The following is a 25533-nucleotide window of genomic DNA, read 5'->3' as shown; positions in this document are numbered from 1 at the left end:
GGACCGCTTTGCGGACTTCTCCCGGCTTTGATGTAACGCCTGATGACTGCACCCGCCTGCGCTAATTTTTCCCGTCTGGATTCGTTTTATAGGGACGACGTGCCTTTGTGCTTCCTGCCTATTGCTCCGGATCCCAAGAAATGAACGCTGAAGACTCCTTGAAACTTGCTCGCCGGTTTATCGGGTTGCCCCTGGAAAAACGCCAGATGTTCCTCCAGGCGCTGCAAAAAGAAGGGATCGACTTCTCGCGTTTTCCGATTCCGGCCCAGGTCGAGGCCGAGGATCGCCAGGCGTTGTCCTACGCCCAGCAGCGGATGTGGTTTCTGTGGCAACTGGATCCGGCCAGCGCCGCCTACAACCTGCCGGGAGCGGTGCGTCTGAAGGGGCGTTTGAGCCTGGCGGCGATCGAGCAGGCGTTTGCCAGCCTGATCGCGCGACATGAAACCCTGCGCACGGTGTTCCAGCGCCAGGCCGATGAGCGCCTGTTGCAAGTGCCCTGCGAGCCTGCGCTGGCGATCGAACCTCTGGATCTTTGCAACTTGCCGCCGGCCGAGCGCGAACAGGCGGTGATGGCCGCCGCCACCGCGCAATCGCTGCAGCCCTTCGACCTGGCCACCGGCCCGTTGCTGCGTGTGCAATTGCTCAAGCTTGCCGAGCAGGAGCATGTGTTGCTGTTGACCCTGCATCACATCGTCTCGGACGGCTGGTCGATGAACGTGCTGATCGACGAGTTCATCCGTTGCTATGACGCCTTTGAACGCCAGCAGTCGCCGCAATTGCCGGCCCTGCCGATCCAGTACAGCGACTACGCCCTGTGGCAGCGCCGCTGGCTGGAAGCCGGGGAGCAGGCGCGACAACTGGATTACTGGCGCGAGCAACTGGGCGATGAGCACCCGGTGCTGGAGTTGCCCCTGGACTTTGCGCGTCCAGCCGTGGCCAGTCATCAGGGCCAGCGTTTTGAGTTCGCGGTGCCGGCGCAATTGGCCGAGGGCGCGCGCTTGCTGGCGCGCCAGCAGAACGTGTCGTTGTTCACGGTGTTGCTGGCCGCCTTCAAGGTCCTGCTGTTTCGCTACACCGGCCAGACCGACCTGCGGGTGGGCGTGCCGATTGCCAACCGGCACCGGGGTGAAACCGAAGGCTTGATCGGCCTGTTCGTCAACACCCAGGTCATGGCGGCGCACGTCGATGGGCAGGCGCGGGCCAGCGACTTGCTGCAGGTGCTCAAGGACGTGGTCAATGGTGCCCAGGCCCACCAGGACCTGCCGTTCGAACGCCTGGTCGAAGCCCTCAAACCAGAGCGCAGCCTGAGCCACACGCCGCTGTTCCAGGTGCTGTACAACCACCAGCCGCAAGTGGCTGATCTTGAGGCGCTGGTGCTGGAGTCCGGGCTGTCCCTGAGCCTGGTGGAGTGGCAAAGCCGCACCACCCAATTCGACCTGAGCCTCGACACCTGGGAGCAGGGTGGCACCCTGCGCGCTGCGCTGACCTTTGCCACGGACCTGTTCACATCCGCCACCATCGAACGCATGGCCCGTCATTGGATTCACATACTGGGCGGCATGGTCGACAACGTGCAGCAGCGTGTGGCCGAGTTGCCCATGCTGGATGCCGCAGACTACCAGCAGCAGATTCATGACTGGAACGCCACCGCCTCTGAGTACCCGCAACAGCGCAGTATTCATCGACTGATCGCCGAGCAGGTGGAGCGCCAGCCCGACGCCCTGGCCCTGACCTATGGCACCAAGACCCTGAGCTATCGCCAGCTGGACCGCCAAGCCAATCAACTGGCCCACAAACTGATCGAACTGGGCGTGGGCCCCGAAGTGCGGGTCGGCGTGGCCATGCAGCGCTCCGACGCCTTGATCATCGCCTTGCTTGGCGTGCTCAAGGCCGGTGGCGCCTATGTGCCGCTGGACCCGGATTACCCCGCCGACCGCGTCGCCTACATGCTCAAAGACAGCCGCGCCCAGGTGCTGCTGACCGAGGCCGAGCTGCTCGCAGACTTGCCCGAGACCCAGGCCCAGGTGCTGTTGATGGATAACCTGGCCGACTACCCGCTGACGGCACCCGTCACGCAGGTGGAGCCCGACAACCTGGCCTACGTGATCTACACCTCCGGGTCCACCGGCAAGCCCAAGGGCGTGGCGATTGCCCATGGCAACGTACTGGCGCTGATTCACTGGTCGCAGCAGGTCTACAGCCGTGAAGATATCCAGGGCGTGCTGGCCTCGACCTCAGTGTGTTTCGACCTGTCAGTGTGGGAAATTTTCGTCACCCTGGCCAACGGTGGCTCGCTGATTCTCGCGCGCAATGCCCTGGAACTGCCGGACTTGCCGGCCCGCGACCAGGTGCGCCTGATCAACACCGTGCCGTCGGCGATCAATGCCTTGCAGCGTGCCGGGCAGATCCCCGAGAGCGTGCGCATCATCAACCTCGCGGGTGAGCCACTGAAGCAGTCGCTGGTCGATAGCCTCTATCAGCAGCCGTCGATCAAACAGGTCTATGACCTGTACGGCCCCTCCGAAGACACCACCTATTCCACCTGGACGCCCCGCGAAGCGGGGGGCCAGCCATGCATTGGCCGACCGTTGAGCAACACCCAGGGTTACATCCTCGATGCCGATTTGCAGCCCGTACCCACCGGGTCCGCTGCCGAGTTGCACCTGGCCGGTGCCGGGATCACCCGGGGCTATCTCGGCCAGCCAGCCTTGACCGCCGAAAAGTATGTACCCAACCCATTTTCCACCACCGGCGAGCGCCTGTATCGCACCGGCGACCTGACCCGTTACCGCCCTGACGGCGTCATCGAATACGTCGGGCGCATTGACCATCAGGTGAAGATTCGCGGCCTGCGTATTGAACTGGGGGAAATCGAGGCACGTCTGCTCAGCCACCCGCAGATCAAGGAAGCGCTGGTGATCGCCCAGGATGGCCGGTTGCTGGTGGCCTATGTGGTGCCGGCGGCCATGCCGCAGGATCAAGCCGCGTTCGAACAAACCTTGCGCGCGCACCTGGCCGACACCCTGCCCGAATACATGCTGCCCACGGTGATCATGGCCTTGGCGCAATTCCCCGCGACCCCCAACGGCAAGCTGGACCGCAAGGCCTTGCCACGGGCCGGCGAGGCCAAGGTGCAGGCGTTCAGTGCGCCTCAGGAGCCCCGGCAGTTGCTGCTGGCCGGGATCTGGCAGGACATTCTGGGGCTGCCGCAGATCGGCCTGGATGACAACTTTTTCGAGTTGGGCGGCGACTCCATCGTGTCGATCCAGGTGGTCAGCCGCGCCCGTCAGGCCGGCCTGCAACTGGCGCCCAGCGACCTGTTCCGCCACCAGACCCTGCGTAGCCTGGCCGCTGCCGCCCGCGAAGTGTCGACGCTGACCATCGAGCAAGGGCCGGCCCAGGGCCCGGTGTTGCTGACCCCGGTCCAACAATGGTTCTTTGCCCAGGATATTCCCGCCCGCCAGCACTGGAACCAGTCGCTGCTGCTCACCCCCCGGCAGCCGGTCAACGTCGCGGCATTGGCGGCCGCGTTGCAGGCACTGGTGGCCCAGCACGATGCCTTGCGCCTGCGTTTCGTCGAGCGCGGGGAAGGCTGGGAGCAGGCGCACGCGGAATCGGCCACGGTGGACTTGTGGCAGCGCCAGGCCGCCAGCGTCGAGGCCTTGCGTGAGCAATGTGATCTCGCCCAGGCCAGCCTGGATCTGCAACGCGGCCCATTGATGCGGGCCATGCTGGTGGACATGGCCGACGGCAGCCAGCGCCTGTTGCTGGTGCTGCATCACTTGGTGGTGGATGGGGTGTCCTGGCGTGTGCTGCTGGAAGATCTGCAGCGCGGTTACGCCCAAGGCGTGGCCGGCGAACCCCTGGTGCCGGCACACAAGACCAGTGCCTACCAGCAGTGGGCCGCGCGCTTGGACGACTACAGCCGCAGCCCGGCGCTGCTGGCCGAGTTGCCGTACTGGCGCGAGCAATTGCAGGGCGTGGCAACCGACTTGCCTCGGGATAACCCGCAAGGCCGGCAAACCCAGGCAGTGGCTGAGCATATCCGCCTGCGCCTGGGCCGCGAACAGACTCGGCAACTGCTGCAACAGGCGCCTGCGGCCTACCGCACCCAGGTCAACGACCTGCTGCTGGCAGCCCTGGCGCGCACGGTCTGCCAATGGACCGGCCAACCCTCGGCGCTGATCCAACTGGAAGGCCACGGTCGCGAAGAACTGTTCGACGATATCGACCTGACACGCACCCTGGGTTGGTTCACCAGCCTGTATCCATTGCGCCTGACCCCCAGCGGCGAGCTGGGCGACACCCTCAAGGCGATCAAGGAGCAATTGCGCCAGGTGCCCCACAAGGGCATTGGCTACGGCGTGCTGCGCTACGGCGCTGCGGCTGACGAGTTGGCGGCGCTGGCCCAGCCACGGATCACCTTCAATTACCTGGGGCAGTTCGACCAGCAGTTTGGCGAGGATGCGCTGTTCGTGCCGGCCAGCGAAGGCGGCGGCCAGGCCCAGAGCCTGGAGGCGCCCCTGGCCAACTGGCTGAGCGTGGAAGGGCGGGTATACGCTGGCGAGCTGGAACTGGACTGGAGCTTCAGTGGCGAAGTCTATCGTCGCCAGACCATTCAGGCCCTGGTGGATCACTGCGCCCAGACCTTGCACGAGTTGATCGAACATTGCCTCGATCCACAACAGGGCGGCGCCACACCTTCGGACTTTCCCCTGGTCAGCCTCGACCAGGCGCAACTGGAAGGCCTGGGCCTGCCCCTGGCGCAGATCGAGGACCTCTATCCGCTGTCGCCGATGCAGCAGGGCATGCTGTTCCACAGCGCCTACGACGCCGGTGGCGATGCCTATATCAACCAACTGCGCCTGACCATCGATGGCCTGGACGTGGAGCGGTTTGGCCAATGCTGGCAAGCGGTGCTGGAGCGCCATGAAGTATTGCGCGCGCGCTTCGTCTGGGAAGGCCAGGCGCAGGCGTTGCAAGCGATCCAGCGCTCGGCGCAACTGCCGCTGACGGTGCTGGACCAGGCCCCCGACGACCTCGATCGATTGGCCCTCGAACAACGCAAACAAGGCTTCGATCTGCATCAGGCGCCGTTGTTGCGCCTGGTGTTGGTACCGCTGGCGGGCCAGCGTTATGAGCTGATCTACACCAGCCATCACATCCTGATGGATGGCTGGAGCAACGCGCAGTTGCTTGGGGAAGTCCTGCAACGTTACGCAGGACACGTGCCTGCGCCGGTCAGCGGGCGTTATGCCGACTATGTGGGCTGGCTGCTGGCCCAGGACGCCCGCGCCAGTGAACAGTTCTGGAGCGCGCACCTGCAAGCGCTGGCCGCGCCGACCCTGCTGGCCAACGCTTTGCCGGCGCCGCGCTCAGGCAGCGGCCATGCCAGTCACCACCTGTTGCTGGATACCCACACCACGGCGCGCCTCGGGGCGTTTGCCCGGCACAACAAAGTCACCTTCAACACCCTGCTGCAAGCGGCATGGGCGATTTTGCTGCAACGTTATTGCGGCCAGCCAAGCGTGGCCTTTGGCGCGACGGTGGCCGGGCGTCCGGCCCATTTGCCGGGGATCGAGCAGCAAGTCGGGCTGTTTATCAATACATTGCCGATCATTTGCAGCCCGGATGCCACCCATAGCGTCGCCAGCTGGTTGCAACAGGTGCAGGCGCACAGCGTGGCCCTGCGTGAGCACGAGCACACGCCGCTGTACGACATTCAGCGCTGGGCCGGGCAGCCCGGCAGCGCACTGTTCGACACCTTGCTGGTGTTCGAAAACTACCCGGTGTCCCAGGCGCTGCAAGCCGGTGCTCCGGCCGGCTTGAGCTTCAGCGGGCTGCACAACCATGAACAGACCAGCTATCCGCTGACCCTGGGCATCGAGTTGGGTGAAACCCTGAGCCTGGATTTCAGCTACGCCCAGGCCGACTTCAGCCCGCAACAGATACACGCTATCGGCACGAGTCTGCTGCAATTGCTTGAGCAGTTTGTCGAGGATAACGGCCAGGCATTGGGCAACCTGAGCCTGCGCGATCCAGCCTTGGAGCAAGGCGCAGTGCAGCCGGCGCTCGACCCGCTGCTGGCGCACCAGCGTATCGAACGGCGCGCCGCGGCGACCCCGGATGCCCTGGCCTTGATCAGCGGTGACGAGCGTTGGACCTACACCGAACTCAACCAGCGCGCCAACCGCCTGGCCCACCGCCTGCGCGAGCAGGGTGTGATGCCCGGCCAGCGAGTCGGGCTGGCGGTGCGTCGCGGTGGGGCGATGATTGCCAGCCTGCTGGCGATCCTCAAGGCGGGTGCCGCCTATGTGCCGCTGGACCCTGATTACCCGGCCCAGCGCCTGGCCTACATGATTGATGACAGCGCCATGGACTTGCTGGTGCGCCAGCCTGGTGTGCTCGACGACGCCCTGGCCGATGCCCGCGTGCCGTGCCTGCTGCTCGACGGTTCGGAGCGCGACTACCCGTGTACCAACCTCGTCAACCTGGCGCTGGCCGAGCACCTGGCCTACGTGATCTACACCTCCGGCTCCACCGGGCAGCCCAAGGGCGTGTCCATCGCCCATGGCGCGCTGCGCGAGTTCTGCACGATCGCCGCCGAATACTCGCAACTCACTCCGCAGGAGCGGGTGCTGCAGTTCGCCACGTTCAGCTTCGACGGGTTTGTCGAGCAATGCTTCCCACCGCTGTGCGAAGGCGCCTGCCTGGTGCTTCGCGGTGACGACACCTGGGACACCGCGACCCTGTACGAGCAGATCATCGAGCACGGTGTGACCCTGGCTGACTTGCCGGCGGCGTACTGGTTCCTGCTGGCCCAGGACTGGGCAGCGGACCCGCAGCGCAGTCGCGGGCAATTGCGCCAGGTGCATGTCGGTGGCGAAGCAATGTCGGTGGAAGGGCTCAAGCTCTGGCACGCCGCCGGCCTTGGCAGCGTGCGCTTGCTCAACACCTATGGCCCGACCGAAGCCACGGTGGTATCCAGCACCCACTTGTGCCAACGGATGGATGCCGACGCGGCCAATGGCGTGCCGATTGGCCGTGCCTTGCCGGGGCGGGCGCTGTATGTGTTGGATCGCGACGCCAACCCGCTGCCCGATGACGTGGTCGGTGAGTTGTGCATTGCCGCGTGCGAGGGCTTGGCCCAGGGTTATCACCAGCGTCCGGCGCTGACTGCCGAGCGCTTCATTCCCGACCCATTCGCTGCCGTGGCTGGCAGCCGCGTGTACCGCAGCGGCGACCTGGCGCGCCGGGACGCAGCGGGCGTGGTGCATTACTGCGGGCGGATCGACCATCAGGTGAAGATCCGTGGGTTCCGTATCGAGCTCGGCGAAATCGAATCGCGGCTGCTGCAACAACCCGGTGTCCGTGACGCAGTGGTGCTGGCCCATCAGGGCGCAAGCGCCCAGCAACTGGTGGCCTATATCGTGCCGGCGCAAGCCGAGCCGGCCTTGCGCGAGCGGCTCAAGGCCAGTCTCAAGGCGAGCATGCCAGACTACATGGTGCCCACCTGCTGGATGTTGCTCGACCACTTGCCGCTGACCCCCAACGGCAAACTCGACCGCAAGGCCCTGCCAGCGCCGGACGCCAGCTTGTTGCAACACGATTACGTGGCACCGGTCACGGCGCTGCAACAGCAACTGGCGGCTATCTGGCAAACGGTGTTGAACCTGCCGCGCGTGGGGTTGAACGACAACTTCTTCGAACTGGGCGGCGATTCGATCCTGTCGATGCAGGTGGTCAGCCGAGCCCGTCAGGCGGGCCTGCACTTTACTGCCAAGGCGTTGTTCGAGCAGCAGACCATTCACGGCCTGGCCACTGTAACCCGCAGCGGCGATGGCTTGCCGAGCATCGATCAGGGGCCGGTGGCCGGTGGCATGCCGTTGCTGGCGGTGCAGCAGGCCTTTTTTGACGAGGATATTCCCCAGCGTCAGCACTGGAACCAGTCCGTGCTGCTGACGCCCCAGCAGCCTTTGGACAGCGCACGACTTGCCCAGGCCTTGCAGGTGCTGGTTGCCCATCACGATGCGTTGCGCCTGAGGTTCCAGCACGACGGCGAGCAATGGCTCGCCAGCCACGGCGAGGCGTCAACCCCCGCGCTGCTGTGGCAGCACCGGGTCAACGATGAAGCCGAGCTGCAGGCGCTGGCGGATCAAGCCCAGGCCAGCCTGGACCTGCAACACGGCCCGCTACTGCGCGCGGTATTGTTCGATAAGGCCGATGGCAGCCAGCGCCTGCTGGTGATCATCCATCACCTGGTGGTCGACGGCGTGTCCTGGCGCATCCTCCTGCAAGACCTGCAGGGCGCGTACCGCCAGCCCGCTGTGGGCCTGCCGGCCAAGACCACCGCGTTCAAAACCTGGGCCGAGCAACTGCAGGGGCTTGCCCGCAGCCCCGCGCTGCAAACCGAGATCGCGTTCTGGCAATCACTGCACGCAACCGCCAACCCTCTGCCGGGCGCCAAGCCTGGTGCCAGCCTGCGCAGTCGCGATGGCGTGACGCTCGACACCCGCCTGGATGCCGACCTGACCCGGCGTTTGTTGCAGGAGGCACCCGCGGCCTATCGCACCCAGGTCAATGACCTGCTGCTGACGGCATTGGCGCGGGTTATCACGCGCTGGACCGGGCGCCACGAAGTGCTGATCCAGCTCGAAGGCCATGGCCGTGAAGAGCTGTTCGACAACCAGGACCTGACCCGCACCGTGGGCTGGTTCACCAGCCTGTTCCCGGTACGCCTGGCACCTGCCGAGGCGCTGGGCGATTCGATCAAGCAGGTCAAGGAGCAACTGCGCGCCATTCCCAATCGGGGCGTAGGCTTTGGCGCCTTGCGTTACCTGGGCGACGCTGCCGTGCAGCAAACCCTGGCAGCACTGCCGGTGCCGCGTATTACCTTCAACTACCTGGGCCAGTTCGACAGCAGCCTCGAAGGCGGGCAAGCAGCCTTGTTCGTACCCAGTGGTGAACACGCCGGGCTGGAACAGCACCCGGATGCGCCACTGGGCAACTGGTTGACCCTCAACGGCCAGGTGTTCGACGGCGAGCTGTGCCTGGGCTGGACCTTCAGCCAGCAGATGTTCGACGTCGCGACCATTGAGCCACTGGCCGATGCCCTGGCCGTGGAACTCAAGGCGCTGATTGAGCATTGCACGACCCGTGGCGAACACGGCGTGACGCCGTCGGACTTCCCGCTGGCGGCGTTGAGCCAGGTGCAAGTGGATACGCTGGCTGACGTGCCTGCAGCCATCGAGGACATTTATCCGCTGTCAGCCATGCAGCAAGGCATGTTGTTCCACAGCCTGCTGGAGCAGGGCGGCGGCGATTATGTCAACCAGATGCAGGTCGGCATCGATGGCCTCGATCCCGAACGCTTCCGTGCGGCGTGGCAGGCGGTGGTCGATGCTCACCCGATCCTGCGCACGGCCTTCGCCTGGCAGGGTGGTTTGCCGCAGCCGGTGCAGGTGGTGCACAAGCAGCTTGAAGTACCGTTCAGCGTGCTCGACTGGCGTGACCGCAACGATCAACCGGCGGCACTGCAAGCGCTGGCCGCTGCCGAGTTGGCCCAGGGCTTTGACTTGAACCAGCCCGGGCTGTTGCGCCTGGTGCTGGTGCGCCTGGATGAGCGTCGTAGCGAGCTGCTCTACACCCACCACCACATCCTGATGGATGGCTGGAGCAATTCCCAGCTGTTGGGCGAGGTGCTGCAACGTTATGACGGGCAGGTGCCGACGCCGTCGGTGGGGCGTTATCGCGATTACATCGCCTGGCTGCAACGCCAGGATCAACAGGCTGGCCAACAGTTCTGGAGCGCCAACCTGGCGGCACTGGAAGAGCCGACCTTGCTGGCCCAGGCGGTCAGCGCCCCGGCGCTTGGCAGTGGCCATGGCGATCACTACCTGACGCTGGATGTGGAGCAAACCCGCCGCCTGGGCGAGTTTGCCCGTCAGCAGAAAGTCACCCCCAACACCCTGGTGCAAGCCGCGTGGCTGCTGCTGTTGCAACGCTATACCGGGCAGGACTGCGTGGTCTTTGGCGCCACGGTTGCCGGCCGCCCGGCAGACCTTGCGGGTATCGAGCAGCAGGTTGGATTGTTTATCAACACCTTGCCGGTGATTGCCAGCCCGCGCGCCGAGCAAACCGTCAGCCAATGGCTGCATGCCGTACAGACGCAAAACCTGGCCCTGCGCGAGCATGAGCACACGCCATTGTTCGATATCCAGCGCTGGGCCGGGCACAGCGGTGACGCGCTGTTCGACAGCCTGCTGGTATTTGAAAACTATCCGGTGGCCGAAACCCTCAAGCGCGGTGCGCCCCAGGGGCTGGTGTTCGGTGAGGTACGCAGTGTCGAGCAGACCAACTACCCGCTGAGTCTGCTGGTCAGCCTGGGTGAGACCCTGACGGTGCATATGCGCTTTATCCATGCGCATTTTGGCGTCGGCACCATCGACGAACTCAGCGAACATTTGTGTCGCCTGCTGCTGGGCATGCTCGATCAGCCCGAGCTGGCGCTGGGTGACTTGTCGATGCAAGGCGCGGCCCGCCAACGGCAGGTGGTCGCGCAATGGAATCCGCCAGCGGTGGATTACCCGCGCGGGCAGTGCATTCATCAACTGTTCGAGGCCCAGGCCGAGCGCGCGCCCGATGCCGTCGCCCTGGTATTTGGCCAACAGTCGCTGACCTATGGCGAGCTGAACCGCCAGGCCAACCAACTGGCCCACCGGTTGCTGGCCGAAGGTGTCGGGCCGGACTATCTGGTGGGGATTGCGGTGGAGCGTGGCTTGCCGATGATCATCAGCCTGCTGGCGATCCTCAAGGCCGGTGGCGCCTACGTGCCGCTGGACCCGGCTTACCCGGCCGATCGCCTGGCGTACATGATGCAAGACAGCGGCCTGGGCTTACTGATTACCCAGGCGCCGCTGCTCGGCGCGCTGTCGATTCCGGGCGGTGTGCAGGCGCTGGTGCTGGAGGGTGAGGCGGGCTGGTTCGCCGGTTATCCGAGCCACAACCCTCCCGCGTCGGCGGGGCCGGACAACCTGGCCTATGCGATCTACACCTCCGGTTCCACCGGCAAGCCCAAAGGCGTGATGGTGGCCCATGGCGCCCTCGGCAACTTCATTGCGAGCATGGCCCGTGCACCGGGGCTTGCGGCGGGTGAACGGATCCTCTCGCTGACGACGTTCTCGTTTGACATCTTCGGCCTGGAGATCTACCTGCCGCTGACCGTCGGCGCCTGTGCGGTGCTGGTGGACAAAGACACCACCCTCGACCCGGACGCAATCCTCACCACGGTCGCGACCCAGCGCGTCAACACCCTGCAAGCCACGCCCTCGACCTGGCGCATGTTGCTCGACAGCCCGCAGGTGGAGGCGTTGCAGGGCTGCACCTTGCTCTGCGGTGGCGAAGCCCTGGCCGATGAACTGGCGGCACGCATGCTTGCCCTCGGCGGCGCGGTGTGGAACCTCTACGGGCCGACCGAAACCACTATCTGGTCGGCCGCCCATCGCCTCGACGGCCAGCCATGGCTGGGCCGGCCCATCGACAATACCGCGTTGTACATCCTCAGCCAGGACGGCGCGCTGGCCCCGGTCGGCGTGCCCGGCGAGCTGTTGATCGGCGGCGATGGCCTGGCGCGCGGCTACTTCCAGCGCCCCGGCCTGACTGCCGAGCGTTTCCTGCCAGACCCATTCGGTGCCCCCGGCCAGCGCCTGTACCGCACCGGCGACCTGGCGCGTTATCGCGCCGAAGGGGTGATCGAGTACCTCGGGCGCCTGGACCATCAGGTGAAAATCCGCGGTTTCCGGATCGAACTGGGGGAAATCGAGGCGCGCATCCAGGCCCAGGACACGGTGCGTGAAGCGGCCGTGGTCGCCCTGGACGGCCCCAGCGGGCCACAACTGGTGGGCTATGTGGTGCTCGCCGAACCTACCGATAGCACCGAACAACACGCAGCGTTGCGCGAGTCGATCAAGGCCGGCCTCAAGCAGCACCTGGCCGACTACATGGTCCCGACGCACCTGGTGTTTGTCCCACAGATGCCCTTGACCCCCAACGGCAAGCTGGACCGCAAGGCCCTGCCGGCCCCGGACGTCAGCCAGATGCAACAGGCCTACGTGGCGCCGGTTACGCCGCTTGAGCAGCAACTGGCCGACATCTGGCAGGACGTGCTCAAGGTCGAGCGCGTGGGGCTTGGCGACAACTTCTTCGACCTCGGTGGGCATTCCCTGCAAGTGGTGGTGATGCTGTCCCGCGTGCGGGCGGTGCTTGGGGTGGACGTGGCGGTGAAGGACTTTTATGCCCATGGCAGCCTTGGGGCGTTGGCTAAAACCTTGGCCGACGCGGTCCAGGACGATGGCCTGGGAGATGACTTTGACCTGATCTTCGATGCCCTCGATGAGCTGGAGCAGGAAAACCTGGAGGCAAGCAATGCTTAACAAAACCGCGGAACTGGTGGCGCGCATCAAGGACTTGAGCGCACCCAAGCGCGCGCAACTGTTCAGCAAGCTGGAGCAACAGGGCGTCAACGTCGCGCGTTTTCCGATTGTGCCGGCGAGCGAAACCGGGCCTCAGCAACTGTCGTATGCCCAACAGCGGCAATGGTTTCTCTGGCAGTTCGACCCTCAGGGCAGTGCCTATAACATCTGCGCGGCATTGCGTTTAAAGGGCCAACTGGATGTCGAGGCGCTGCAATGCAGTCTGTCGCAGCTGTTGGCGCGCCATGAAGGCTTGCGCGCCGGCTTTGTGCAGCAGGATGAGCAGGTGCGTTGCATTGTCCGGCCCATCGAAGCGCTGGAACTCGTGGTAGAGGACGCTGCGGCGGGCGACCCCGAGTCCGCAGTCAAGGCCTTTGTCCAGGCGCAGAGCAGCCAACCGTTCGACCTGCAACATGATCTGCTGATGCGTGCCGCAGTGTTGCGCCTGGCGGACGATGAGCATGTGCTGGTGCTGACGTTGCACCACATCATCACCGATGGCTGGTCGATGCAGATCATGATCGATGAGCTGCTGGCGCTGTATATCGCCCAGGTCACGGGCACGTCTTGTGAGTTGCCGGCGCCGGTCATTCAATACGCCGACTACGCCGCCTGGCAACGACAGTGGCTGGAGGCCGGGGAAGGGCGTCGACAGCTGGATTACTGGCGCGCCAAGCTGGGCAGCGAGCACGTGTTGCTTGAGCTACCGGTGGATCGCCCACGCCTGGCGCCGCCGGACCAGCGCGGCGCGACACTGCCGCTGGCGTTGGACCGCGCCTTGAGCGATGGCCTCAAGGGCTTGGCGCAGCAGCAAGGGGTGAGTCCGTTCATGCTGTTGCTGGCGTCGTTTCAGGTGCTGTTGCACCGCTACAGCGGCCAGTCGGATATCCGGGTCGGCGTGCCCACCGCCAACCGCAACCGGGCCGAGACGGAGCGGGTCATCGGCTTTTTCGTCAACACCCAGGTGATGCAGGCCACGCTCGACAGCCAGCAGCCGTTTGCGGATTTTGTGCAAACCGTCAAGGCGGCCGCCCACGAGGCCCAGACCTGGCAGGACCTGCCGTTCGAGCAATTGGTGGAGGCGCTGCAACCCGAGCGCAATAGCCTGCACACGCCGTTGTTCCAGGTCATGTTCAACCACCAGATGGAAGCCGGGCGGTTTGCCGATGGCCAGCCCCTGGGGGGGCTGCTGTGTACCCCCGTCGACTCGGAAAACCTCAGTGCGCCGTTCGACCTGACCCTCAACACCTTCGACGGCCCCGACGGCCTGTCGGCGGCGCTCACCTATGCCACCGATATCTTTGACGCTTCGACCGTCGAGCGCATGGCGCGGCACTGGCAGGCCTTGTTGCAGGGCATGGTCGATGATCCCCGGCAGCGCATCGGCCAATTGCCGATGCTCAGCGCCGCCGAACAACACCTGGCGCTGCAAACCTGGAACGCCAGCGCCGCCGACTACCCCCGTGACAGCGCCATCCACCAGTTGATCGAGTCCCAGGCTGCCCGTACCCCGGATGCGCTGGCATTGGTGTTTGATACCCAATCGCTGACCTTTGCCCAGCTCAACCAGCAGGCCAACCGCCTGGCTCATCGCCTGATCGAAAGCGGTGTGGGCCCGGATGTGCTAGTGGGCATCGCGGTGCAGCGCAGTGTCGACCTGGTGGTCGGGCTGCTGGCGATTCTCAAGGCCGGTGGCGCTTATATCCCGCTGGATCCGGCGTACCCCGAGGATCGCCTGGCCTACATGATGCAAGACAGCGGCCTGGCCCTGCTGCTGACCCAGGCACCGTTGCTCGCGCGCTTGCCGATCCCGGCCGGGGTCACTGCGTTGGCCCTGGACCAGCCGGGTGCGTGGCTCGATGGCTACAGCGTGGAAAACCCGCTGCCGCGCAGCACCGCAGAACACTTGGCCTATGTGATCTACACCTCCGGCTCCACGGGTAAACCCAAAGGGGTGATGGTGCGCCATGGCGCCCTGACCAATTTCGTGTGCAGCATGGCCCGCCAGCCGGGGCTGGGCGCCCATGATCGGTTGCTGTCGCTGACCACCTTCTCGTTCGATATTTTCGGCCTGGAAATCTACGGGCCGCTGCTGGTCGGCGCCACCCTGGTGTTGACCGGGCAGGACATCAATCTCGACCCGCAAGCCTTGCTCACCCTGGTCAAACAGCAGCGCATCAGCGTGTTGCAAGCCACGCCTTCCACATGGCGCATGCTGCTCGATCACCCCCAGGCGGATGCCCTCAAGGGCTGCAAGATATTGTGCGGCGGCGAAGCGCTGCCCCTGGAACTGGCGACCCGCCTTTTGGCGCTATCGCCCCAGGTCTGGAACCTCTACGGGCCGACCGAAACCACCATCTGGTCGGCGCAGTACCCACTCGCGCCAACCCAGCCACAGCCCTGGCTCGGCGGGCCGATTGCCAATACCAGCCTGTCTATCCTCGACGATAACCTGGCGCCGGTAGCAGTCGGGGTCGCCGGCGAGTTGTTGATTGGCGGCGACGGCCTGGCGCGGGGTTATTTCCAGCGTCCGGCACTCACCGCCGAGCGCTTCCTGCCCGACCCATTCGGCGCTCCCGGTGCGCGCCTGTATCGCACCGGTGACCTGGCGCGCTACCGCGCGGATGGGGTGATCGAGTACATCGGTCGGGTGGATCACCAGGTGAAGATCCGTGGGTTGCGGATCGAACTGGGGGAAATCGAAGCGCGACTGCTGGAGCAACCACAGGTGCGCGAAGCGGCCGTGGTGGTGCGGGACGTCGCAGGCCATCCGCAGTTGGTGGCGTACGTGGTCGCCATGCAAGCGGTGAGTGATGAGCAGGCGTTACGTGACGCCTGCAAGCGTCAGCTCAAGGGCGACCTGCCGGAATACATGGTGCCCAGCCATTGGGTGTTCCTTGATAGCCTGCCGCTGACCCCCAACGGCAAGCTCGACCGCAAGGTGTTGCCGGCGCCGGATGCCAGTGCCTTGCAGCAGCACTACATCGCGCCGCGCAACACCCTGGAGCAGCAGATCGCCGAGGTCTGGCAACAGGTGCTGGGCCTGGCACAGGTGGGGGTGAGCGACAACTTCTTCGAGTTGGGCGGGCACTCACTGCTGGCCACCCAGGTGATCGCGCGGCTCAAGCCGACCCTGGCCAGTAGCCCGGGTTTGCGTGACCTGTTCAATGCCCCGGTGCTGGAAGACTTTGCCGCATTGCTGGCAAGCCGCTCGGCCGCACCCCCGGCGCAGATCGCCTTGCACGCCCATGGCCCGCGCAGCACTGCGCCCTTGTCCCTGGCCCAGCGCCGCTTGTGGGTGGCCGAGCAGTTTTCGGCCGGCAACGGCGCGTATGGCATGCCGTTGGCGTTGCGCTTGCGGGGCGAAGTCTCGGTGCCGTTGCTGATGGAAAGCCTCAAGTGCGTGGTGCAACGCCACGAGGTGCTGCGCACCGCTTATGTCGCCGACGATGACGGCGATCCCCTGGCGGTGATCGCACCTGACGTGACGGTGGACTTCGCCCTGGTCGACCTGTCGCACATGGACCGTATCGAACAGGAAGCCCAGGTCGCCCAGGCCACCCTCGACAACACCCGGCGCCCGATCAACCTGGCACAGGCGCCGTTGTTCCGTGGGCAGATCCTGCGCCTGGGCGCCCATGAACATGTGCTGCTGTATTCGATGCACCACATCATCTCCGATGGCTGGTCGATGGCGGTGCTGGTGGGTGAACTGGTGCAGCACTACGCCGCGCTCAAGCAGGGGCGTGGCATCGATCTGCCGCCGCTGCCGGTGCAATACAGCGACTACGCCCAATGGCAGTTGGCGTTGGAACAGGCCGGGGTGTTGCAGCAACAGGCCGGCTACTGGAAGGACGCCCTGGCCGGTCACCCTGGGCAACTGCTGCTACCGACAGACTTTGCGCGGCCGCCGATGCCGTCCTTCGAGGGCTCCAGCGAGTCATTCAGCGTGCCGCCGGCGTTGGGCGAGGCACTGAAAAGCCTGTCCGCACGCCAGGGTGTCACGCCTTACACCACGTTGTTGGCCGCATTCCAGGTGTTGCTGCACCGCCTCGCCGCCAGCGACGACCTGCTGGTGGGCGCCGATGTGGCGGGGCGTCAGCATGCCGAGCTGGAAGGCCTGATTGGTTTCTTCGTCAACATCCTGCCCCTGCGTTCGCGCTTCGACGCCAAGGCGCGGTTCAGCGATTTCCTCGCTGCTGCCCGGGAAACCACGCTTACGGCCTTCGAGCACCAGGACTTGCCCCTGGACATGATCGCCGAAGCCAGCAACGTGCCGCGTCACAAGGGCTTCAACCCCTTGGTGCAAGTGCTGTTTGTGATGAACAACCTGCCGGTGCACAGCGCGGGCCTGGCGGACATTGCCGTGGAAATGGTGCCCAGCCTGGGCGGCTATTCCAAGTTCGATATGGCGCTGTTTATCGACGAAGAGGCTGGGCAGTGGCAAGGCACCTGGCAGTACGCCAATGACTTATTCAAACAAGAGCGCATCACCGAACTTGTGAGCGCCTGGATGGGAATTCTTCAACAGATTGTCATGGATCCAGACATCCGATTAGGGGACATCATCATGCCGTCGAATACCGCTGTTGCTCCTGCCGCACCTGCCAGCCCGAAGGCCGACAAGCTGGGCAAGTTCCTCAAGAAACCGTCGAGCCCGGTGGCCAGGGCGCCGCTGCCGGTCATGCGTGAATCGCTGTTGAACGCCGACCAGGTGTTCCCGTTGCTGATGGAGCCCAACGACCCGGGGCTCGACCTGGTGACCTGGGTCCAGGCCAATCGCGCCCTGGTCGAAGAGAAACTCGCGCGGCACGCGGGGATCCTGTTCCGTGGCTTTGCCATGCGCGATATCCACGATTTCGAGGCCTTTGCCGAAGCGGTCCAGCCGGGCCTGTACGGCCAGTACGGCGACTTGCCGAAGAAAGAGGGCGGCAAGAATACCTACCGCTCCACGCCGTATCCGGAAAAGAAAATGATCCTGTTCCACAACGAGAGCTCGCACCAGGATCGTTGGCCGCGCAAGCAACTGTTCTTCTGTGAACAACCCTCGCCCGTGGGCGGGGCCACGCCGGTGGTCGATTGCCGGCTGATGTACCAGCGCCTACCGCAGGCGTTGCGCGATACCTTCGAAAGCAAGGGCCTGCTGTATGTGCGCACCTTCGCCGACAAGCTCGACGTGTCCTGGCAGCACTTCTTCAAGACTGAAGATCGCGCCCAGGTCGAGCAGCGCTGCGCCCTGGCCGGTATCCAGTGGACCTGGCTGGACAACGACGAGCTGCAAATCCGCACCCCGTGCCCGGCGATCATCACTCACCCTGCCACCGGCGAAAAAACCTTCTTCAACCAGGTGCAACTGCACCATATCTACTGCCTGGACCCCGACGTGCGCGACGACCTGCTGGGCCTGTTCGGCGCCGAGCGCATGCCGCGCCACGTGTATTACGGCGACGGCAGCCCGATCGAAGACGAGGTGATGCAGCAACTGGGCGAACTCTACGAGGCCTGCGCGGTGCGCTTTGACTGGCGCAAGGGCGATGTGATCCTGCTGGACAACATGCTCGCCGCCCACGCCCGCGACCCCTTTGAAGGCCCGCGCAAAATCGTCGTGGCTATGGGCGAAATGATCGAACGGCGCGACCTGGAAACGGTAGCGCCCTCCACACGTATGCAAACTGAAGGGACTGACGCATGAGTACGCTTAACGATGCAGGCCTGGCGCTGCTCGCGGAACAGCAACAGCGGGTACTGGACGCCCAGGACGGCGCGAGCTGGGGCGATATCGCGCACCTGCTGACGATCCAGATCAGCGGCGCACTCGACGTGCCACGCCTGCGGGCGGCTATCAACGGTTTGCCTCAGCGTCACACCGCGCTGGCCGCGCGTTTGGCGAACGCTCCCGGTTACCGTGGCCTGCGACAGTTCTTTGATGCCGGTGCGGCGAATGACGCATTGACGGTGGATGAGGCCAGCAACACCGCGCAGGTCTTGGCGCTGTGGTGCCAGCGCCCGGTGAGCCTGGCGTCGGGGCTGTTTTTCGAGGGCCTGTTGCAGCGTATCGACACCCAGCAGTGGCAACTGACCCTGGGCCTGGCGGGTTTTGTCGGCGATCAGGCGAGCCTGGGGATCCTCTATCAAGACCTGTGCACAGCCTATGAGCAGGGCAGTTGCAGTGTGGACGAGGAGCTGGGGCAGTTTGCCCAGTACCTGGAATGGCACGCAGAAGTGGTGCTGGACGAAGACGCGCACACTGCCAAAGCCTATTGGCAAGCCTACCTGCCGGGAGCGGGCGCGCTGGCACCGGACTTGCCGGGCCGCTACGCCAATACCGTGCAGGGCAACGCTGCAGGGCAGTCCTTGAGCAGCGACCTCGACCCGAGTGTGTTGGCGCGCCTGGGCTCGCTCGCCACCCAGCACGACACCCAAGTGACCACGCTCTTGCAAGCCGCGTGGTGGGTGCTGCTGGCGCGGATCAGCGGCCGCGAAGGGTTTGTCGCTGGCCTGCGGCATGACGCGCGCCAGGACTATGAGTTCTTCGCGCCGACCGTGGGCCTGCTGGAAAGAACCCTGGCGCTGAACCTCAACCTGGCGCCGACGGCCTCGTTCAGCAGCGTTTTGGCGCAGCTGGCGGGCGTGCTGGACAGCCATGGCACCTGGCAGGAATATGCGCCGCTCGACGCTGGCCTGCCGCTGACCCACGGCTTTGGCGTACGCCAGCAACCGGCCCCACGCACGCAGGGCACCAGCGCCTGGCGCTGCGCTTACCGTGCTGATAGTCGGCCGCTGTTCGAACTGGCGTTGACCGTCAGTGTGGAGGAGGGCGGCGCCGTCTGCGGCCTGTCGTTGGACTATGCCGCGGCCGTATACGGCCAGGCCGCGATGCAGACGCTGCTGGCGCAGTATCAAGTGCTGCTCGCCAGTTTGCTGGCGCAGCCGGACGCAGCCATCGCCACCCTGAGTCTTTTGGGTGAGGCGGAACACCAACGCCTGTTGGCCTTAAACCCAGCGCCGCAAGTGCTGGAAGAGCGGGTGCTGTTGCCCGAGCATATTCGCAACTGGGCCGAAATCACCCCGGATGCAGTGGCGCTGGTCGCGGGCGATCAAGCATTGACCTATGCCGAGCTGGAGGGCGGCGTGCGTCAACTGGCCAGCCGCCTGTGCGAGCATGGCGTGACCGCGGGGAGCATTGTCGCCCTGGCCTTGCCGCGCGGTATAGCGCAGGTGCAGACCATTCTCGCCGCCTGGCGCACAGGTGCCGCCTACCTGCCCCTGGACCCGAGCTGGCCGGCGGCGCGCCAGGCCCAACTGGTGGAACAGGCTGGCGCGCAACTGCTCGTCACCCAGGGCAAGGCGCTGGCTGGTTTGGGCTGCGCAGTGCTGGACCTCGATCAACCGCTGCAGCAGCCATTGCCGGAAGGGCCCAGCGCCAACCTGCAAGGCCACGACGCGGCTTACGTGCTGTTTACTTCCGGCACCACCGGTGTGCCCAAGGGCGTGGTGGTGGAGCATCGGCAATTGCTCAACTATGTCGCGGGTGTTAGCAGTGAGCTGGACCTGGCCGCCTGCCGGCACTTCGCCCAGGGCTCCACGGTCGCCGCAGACTTGGGCAATACCAGCCTGTTCGGCGCGCTGTACAACGGTGCCACCTTGCATATCGCTGATGAAGCCACGATGCAGGACCCGCAGGCCTTTGCAGCATTCATCCAGACCCAGGGCATCGACTGCCTGAAGATCGTCCCGTCCCATCTCGCCGCCTTGCTCGAGGCGCCGCAGCCGCAAGTGCCTGCTACCCTGATCCTGGGCGGCGAAGCAATCGGCCAGGGGGTGGTGGAGCGCATCTTCAACCTGCGCCCCGATTGCCGCCTGTTCAACCACTATGGCCCCAGCGAAACCACGGTCGGCGTCGCTGTGCATGCGATCCGCCCGCAGGACTTGCAGCAACTGGGCGTTCCCCTGACTCGGGTCCTGCCCAACAACCAGTTGTATATCCTCAGCGAGGACCAGCAACTGCTCGCCAGCGGTGAACTGGGTGAGCTGTATATCGGCGGGCAGCAATTGTGCCGTGGCTATCTCAACGACCCGGCGCAGACCGACGCAGCGTTTATCAACAGCCCGTTTGCCCCTGGCGAGCGCCTCTACCGCAGCGGCGACCTGGCCCGCTACCTGCCCCAGGGCGGTATCGTGCTGTATGGCCGGCGCGACCATCAGGTGAAAGTGCGTGGGTTCCGTATCGAACTGGCAGAGATCGAACAACACCTGCTGCGCGCCCCTGGAGTGAGCGAAGCCGTGGTGTTGCTGGCGCAGGATGAGCCGGTAGCCTTTGTACTGCCAAGCCAGGACGCGCCTGCCGAGTGGCTGCCAACCCTCAAGCAACACATGACCGAGCACTTGCCGGCGGTGATGGTGCCGCGTCAGTACCAAGTGGTGCAGCACATGCCCCGCCTGGGCAATGGCAAAGTCGACCGCCAGGCCTTGCAGCGCCTGGAGCTGATCGAAGAAGACGACAGCTTCGTCGAACCCCTGGACGCCCTCGAGGCCCTGCTGGCCAGCCGCATGGCCCAGTTGCTGGGCCGCGAACGCCTGAGCCGCGACCGCGACTTCTTTGCCGCTGGCGGCCATTCGCTGCTGGTGATCAAGTTGGTGGCGGGGATTCGCAAACTGCTGCACTGCGAAGTCCACCCAGGCATCGTGTTCGACCACCCAAGCCCCGGGGCACTGGCCCAGGCCCTGCGTGCCCAGGAAGACAGTCCAGGCCAACTGGAGAAACTGGCCCAGGCACGTTTGCGCCTGGATGCATTGAGCCCAGAAGAGAAGGCCGCATTGCTGGAAAGGGCGCGCCAACAGGCGGCGGTGCAGAGCTAAGGCAGTGGCGGGCGCTGGCGGTCAATCAGCGCCCGCTAATTTTATGCTGTTGCGAACGATTCTCATAAATTGTAGTCTAGCGCCCCCTATGTGTGCCCTGCACACGGATGCTCATGGAGTGTGCGTTGGATCATCTGGATCGGTTGTTTCGCCTCTATCATCGCGAACTGCAGCAGATTGCCTACCGGCGCCTGGGTGACCGGGAAATGGCGGCAGACCTGATGCAGGACGCGTTCGTACGTTATGTCGGCCTCGACCGGCAGCAGCGCACCCATACCATCACCAATCCGCGGTTCTTCCTGATTCGCGTCATGCGCAACCTGATCATCGACCTGGGCCGCAGCCGTACGCGGCGTGGGCCTATGGATTCGCTGGAAGATGTGCAGCACGAGCTGCTCGACCCATGCCCGGGCCCTGCCGCACTGGTGGAGATGCGCCAGCAGTTGCAGCTGTTGCAACAGGCGTTGGGAGAATTGTCCGATAACAGCCGCCAGGCTTTGCTGCTCAACCGCCTCGACGGCTTGGGCCATGCGGCGATTGCCAAGCAACTCGGGGTGTCTCCCAGCATGGTCAGCAAATACATCATGAGCGCGGTGCTGCATTGCGCCCGGCGTCTTGGGATGACCGAGTGACGCGCGAGCCTGCTCCGGATAAACCTTCGCCGCTGCTCACCGAGCAAGCATTGCAATGGTTGGTCGACCTGCATTCGGGCACCGCCGAGGCACCTACCTGGGACGCCTACCTGCAGTGGTGCGAAACCTCGCCCGAACACCAGCGTGCCGCCCACGCGGCGGAACGCTTGTGGGAGAGCCTGGGCAGCGCACTGGAGCGTCCACCCGGCTCATCACGCCGCTTGCTGCAACTGGGGCTGGTCGTCGCATTGGGCCTGGCCGGCGGTTTGTCCTGGCAGGCAGAGCACCAAGGCTGGATGGCGGACCAAGTGACAGGCCTGGGCGAGCACCGCCGCGTGACACTGGCCGACGGCTCGCACCTGGAGCTGGCGCCGCGCACCCGCGTGGATATCGACATGCAAGCGGGTCGCCGGGTGTTGCATTTATATAGCGGCGAACTGTTCGTCCAGGTCGCCCCCGACACCCAGCGCCCATTCGAAGTACGCGCCGGCCGTGGCAGCCTGCGCGCGCTGGGCACCGGCTTCGACGTGCGGCGCGAGGGCGAGCAAGTGCGCATGGTCGTCACCGAACACACCGTGCGCGTGACATTGGACGGCGACCCGCAGACCACCGATGTGGAAGCCGGGCAGGCCGTGCAATACGGCCCGGACGGCCTCTCGCGCAGCCAACCGGTTGACGTCGCCACCGCTACCGCCTGGCGCCGCGACAAACTGGTCTTCAACCGCCAACCCCTGGGCGAGGTGCTGGAACAACTCGGCCGCTACCACCGTGGCGTAATCTGGGTTCGCGACAACAGCCTGCGCGATCTGCCCGTGACCGGCATCATCGCCACCGACGACACTGACGCCCAACTGAAACTGCTGCAACGCACGCTGCCATTACGCGTGCGCCTGCTGCCATGGCTGACCGTGATCGAACGCGACGACTCACCGCGCCAGTAACCCCGGGCTTAAAAAATACGCTGGCTGCCGCTGTCGGGTTTCAGAAGGCTGACGTCTTTCCTGTTGAGATTGATTTTTATTTGGCTGATTTCAGCAGGGGGAGCGTTATGCAGCATCTGATCAGGCACACCGCCTTGAGCCTGGCACTTGCCACGGCCAGTGCCGTGGCAACGAGCCTGCCGGGACAGGCCGCGCAGCAGCAGAAGACCGACACCCGGACCTACGACATCGAAGCCGGCCAACTGGACCAGGTACTGACGCGCTTTGCCGAGCAGTCCGGGTTGCGATTGATGGTCGTCAGCGAGTTGGTCGCTGGTCAGCAGTCGGACGGGCTCAAGGGAAATTATCCGGTGCAGCAGGGGCTTGATCGGTTGCTACTGCGCAGCGGCTTGAGCGCCCGGGTCAGTGATGATGTGATCCTGATTGAAAAGACACCGGCGCAGGGAGGGGCGGTGGAGTTGGGGGCTACGACCATTCAGGGGCAGGGGATGGGGGAGATGACGGAGAACTCCGGCTCCTACACTACCGGCCTCACCAGTATCGGTTCGAAGACTCCGACCAGCTTGCGACAGACGCCGCAGTCGGTGTCAGTGGTGACAGCGAAGGTTATTGAAGAAAAGCGCATGACCGACCTGGCCGAAGCGATGAAAACCACACCAGGCATTACGGTCACCAACAATAACTTCCGGTTGTCAGATTTCTCCTCTCGAGGTTTCAAAATCGAGAACATCCAAATCGACGGTGCCGCTCCCATGGCCCTGGGTACCACGTCGGGCAGCTTCTATTCCAACAAGAGCTACGACCTGGTGGAGTACGACCACGTTGAAGTCTTGCGGGGTGCGTCCGGTTTGTTCGGTGGCACAGGTGACCCAGGCGGCATGATCAACCTGGTACGCAAGCGCCCGTTGGATGCCTACCAGTTAAAGATCGATGTCTCGGCGGGGAGCTGGGACAACTACCGCACGCAGATGGATGTCACCGGACCTTTGGGGTTTGACGGCAAGCTGCGTGGGCGCATGGTGGCTGCCTACACGGATCGCCAATACATGGCTGATGATCGCGCTCTGGAAAAGCCGATTTTCTACGGGGTGTTGGAAGCGGATATCACGGATGACACACGACTTACCCTGGGTGGGCGTTCTGAACGCATCCATGAGACGGGGTCAGGCACCGGCTTGCCGCGTTACCTTGATGGCCGGGATCTAGGCCTATCGCGAAGCGCCAGCCTGACGCAGAACTGGGCGTACCTGGATGGTCGCTCCCAGGAAATATTTGGCAAGATCGATCATGAGTTCAACGAGAACTGGAAGGGCAACGTTTCCTATACCCAGACCCTGGACTCAGGGTTTTCCAAAAGCGCGTTCTCATTTGGCGCGGTTGATCCTGCGACCATGACAGGGCCCAACACCGGGGGCTCCAATAACAAATACCGCAGCGATCAAAAGCTGTTTGATGTGAATCTCGCCGGCAAATTCGAGGCAATGGGGTTGCAGCACGAACTTCTTGTGGGGATGGATCACCAGAAAATCACCAGTTCATGGGCGGGGACTGCCCAGGCCACTGGATCGGGTGTACCAATCGATGTCTTTAATCCAGCACCATGGCCACAGCCCGACACCGACAAAGATTTCTTCCACCGTTTTAGCCCCAACACCCAAGTGCAGTACGGCCTGTACTCCACCCTGCGTTTGCAATTGGCCGCGCCGTTGCATCTGATTATCGGTGCTCGTGCGCAGCGTTATAAATTCGATCAACTCTATCGTTCCCGCGACAAGGGGGTCTGGGGTACTGATTCAGATGTTTCTGTGCGCGAACCCACGAAGGTGGTGCCATACGGCGGCATCGTCTATGACCTCACGGATGAATGGTCGACATACGCCAGTTATTCCGAGATTTTCAAACCACAGCAAACCAAACTGATGGGGCCGTACCCGGGTAGCCCTATCGAATCCATGACGGGCAAGACCTATGAAACGGGAGTCAAGGGAGAACTGTGGGGCGGGGCCGTCAATACGTCATTTGCGCTTTACTACACCAGCCGTAAAAACGAGGCAGTCCTTGATCCCCGCTACGAAGAGTCCAGTGTGCTGCACGGCGGTAACTGCTGCTACCTACCTCAAGGCGAGGTAACGAGCAAGGGTGTTGATATGGAGTTCACCGGCGAACTATTGCCGGACTGGAACGTATTGGCCGGATACACCTATAACCACAACCGCAATCGCACCGCAGCAAAAGTATTCAGCAGTGTGACACCCAAGCATCAGGTCAAGCTTTGGTCTACCTACCGTATGCCCGGTTTGTTCAACGACCTGAAGGTGGGTGGCGGCGTTAATCTACAGAGTGCTACAGATGTCAGCGGGACGACCTGGTTCAACGCTCATCAGCGGTCTTACGATTTTAAATACAGCCAGTCCGGATACGCCGTTTGGGACGCCATGGCCGAGTATCAGTTGGATGAGAACTGGAGCGTGCTTTACAACATCAATAACCTGTTCGACAAGCACTACTACAGCAAACTGGGGACACCGTCCTCGGGCAACTGGTATGGCGATGAACGCAACCATATGGTGACCTTGCGCGGTACTTTCTGGTAAGTCGCAGATAAAAAAGAGCCCGCGTGATTGCGGGCTT

Annotated in this window: 6 protein-coding genes; all 6 read left to right on the top strand. The window is 64.1% G+C overall.

Annotated elements, in window-relative coordinates:
- Window positions 1-140 precede the first annotated feature (140 nt).
- The 6 genes from FIV38_RS12890 to FIV38_RS12865 all read left to right on the top strand — a co-directional run bounded on the left by FIV38_RS12890 (window position 141) and on the right by FIV38_RS12865 (window position 25496).
- Window positions 141-12431 (top strand): non-ribosomal peptide synthetase, encoded by a 12291-nt coding sequence (locus tag FIV38_RS12890; RefSeq protein WP_092235440.1) that lies wholly within the window; start codon window positions 141-143, stop codon window positions 12429-12431.
- Window positions 12424-18162 (top strand): non-ribosomal peptide synthetase, encoded by a 5739-nt coding sequence (locus tag FIV38_RS12885; protein ID WP_235861019.1) that lies wholly within the window; start codon window positions 12424-12426, stop codon window positions 18160-18162. The genes FIV38_RS12890 and FIV38_RS12885 overlap by 8 nt, the downstream gene beginning before the upstream one ends.
- A complete protein-coding gene (locus FIV38_RS12880; protein WP_092235446.1) occupies window positions 18159-21329 on the top strand; it encodes a non-ribosomal peptide synthetase in 3171 nt (1056 codons plus the stop codon). Before FIV38_RS12885 ends, FIV38_RS12880 begins: the two co-directional genes overlap by 4 nt.
- A 125-nt stretch (window positions 21330-21454) precedes the next feature.
- Window positions 21455-21961, top strand: coding sequence for an RNA polymerase sigma factor (locus FIV38_RS12875; RefSeq protein WP_224791175.1), 507 nt, complete (start codon window positions 21455-21457; stop codon window positions 21959-21961).
- The gene (locus tag FIV38_RS12870; protein ID WP_029293150.1) at window positions 21958-22902 is read left to right on the top strand and encodes a FecR family protein; all 945 of its coding nucleotides are present in this window, start codon (window positions 21958-21960) and stop codon (window positions 22900-22902) included. The genes FIV38_RS12875 and FIV38_RS12870 overlap by 4 nt, the downstream gene beginning before the upstream one ends.
- 107 nt (window positions 22903-23009) lie before the next feature.
- Window positions 23010-25496 (top strand): TonB-dependent siderophore receptor, encoded by a 2487-nt coding sequence (locus tag FIV38_RS12865; protein ID WP_092235449.1) that lies wholly within the window; start codon window positions 23010-23012, stop codon window positions 25494-25496.
- Window positions 25497-25533 lie beyond the last annotated feature (37 nt).

Origin of the sequence: Pseudomonas proteolytica (genome assembly GCF_007858275.1) — a bacterium.
GTDB lineage: Bacteria > Pseudomonadota > Gammaproteobacteria > Pseudomonadales > Pseudomonadaceae > Aquipseudomonas > Aquipseudomonas proteolytica.
The sequence above is the reverse complement of the archived record's forward strand: the minus strand, read 5'-3'. Positions and strand labels throughout refer to the sequence as shown.

Coding starts and splice junctions, on each gene's coding strand:
- FIV38_RS12890 (WP_092235440.1), top strand. CDS start 141: ATGAACGCTGAAGACTCCTTGAAACTTGCTCGCCGGTTTATCGGGTTG.
- FIV38_RS12885 (WP_235861019.1), top strand. CDS start 12,424: ATGCTTAACAAAACCGCGGAACTGGTGGCGCGCATCAAGGACTTGAGC.
- FIV38_RS12880 (WP_092235446.1), top strand. CDS start 18,159: ATGAGTACGCTTAACGATGCAGGCCTGGCGCTGCTCGCGGAACAGCAA.
- FIV38_RS12865 (WP_092235449.1), top strand. CDS start 23,010: ATGCAGCATCTGATCAGGCACACCGCCTTGAGCCTGGCACTTGCCACG.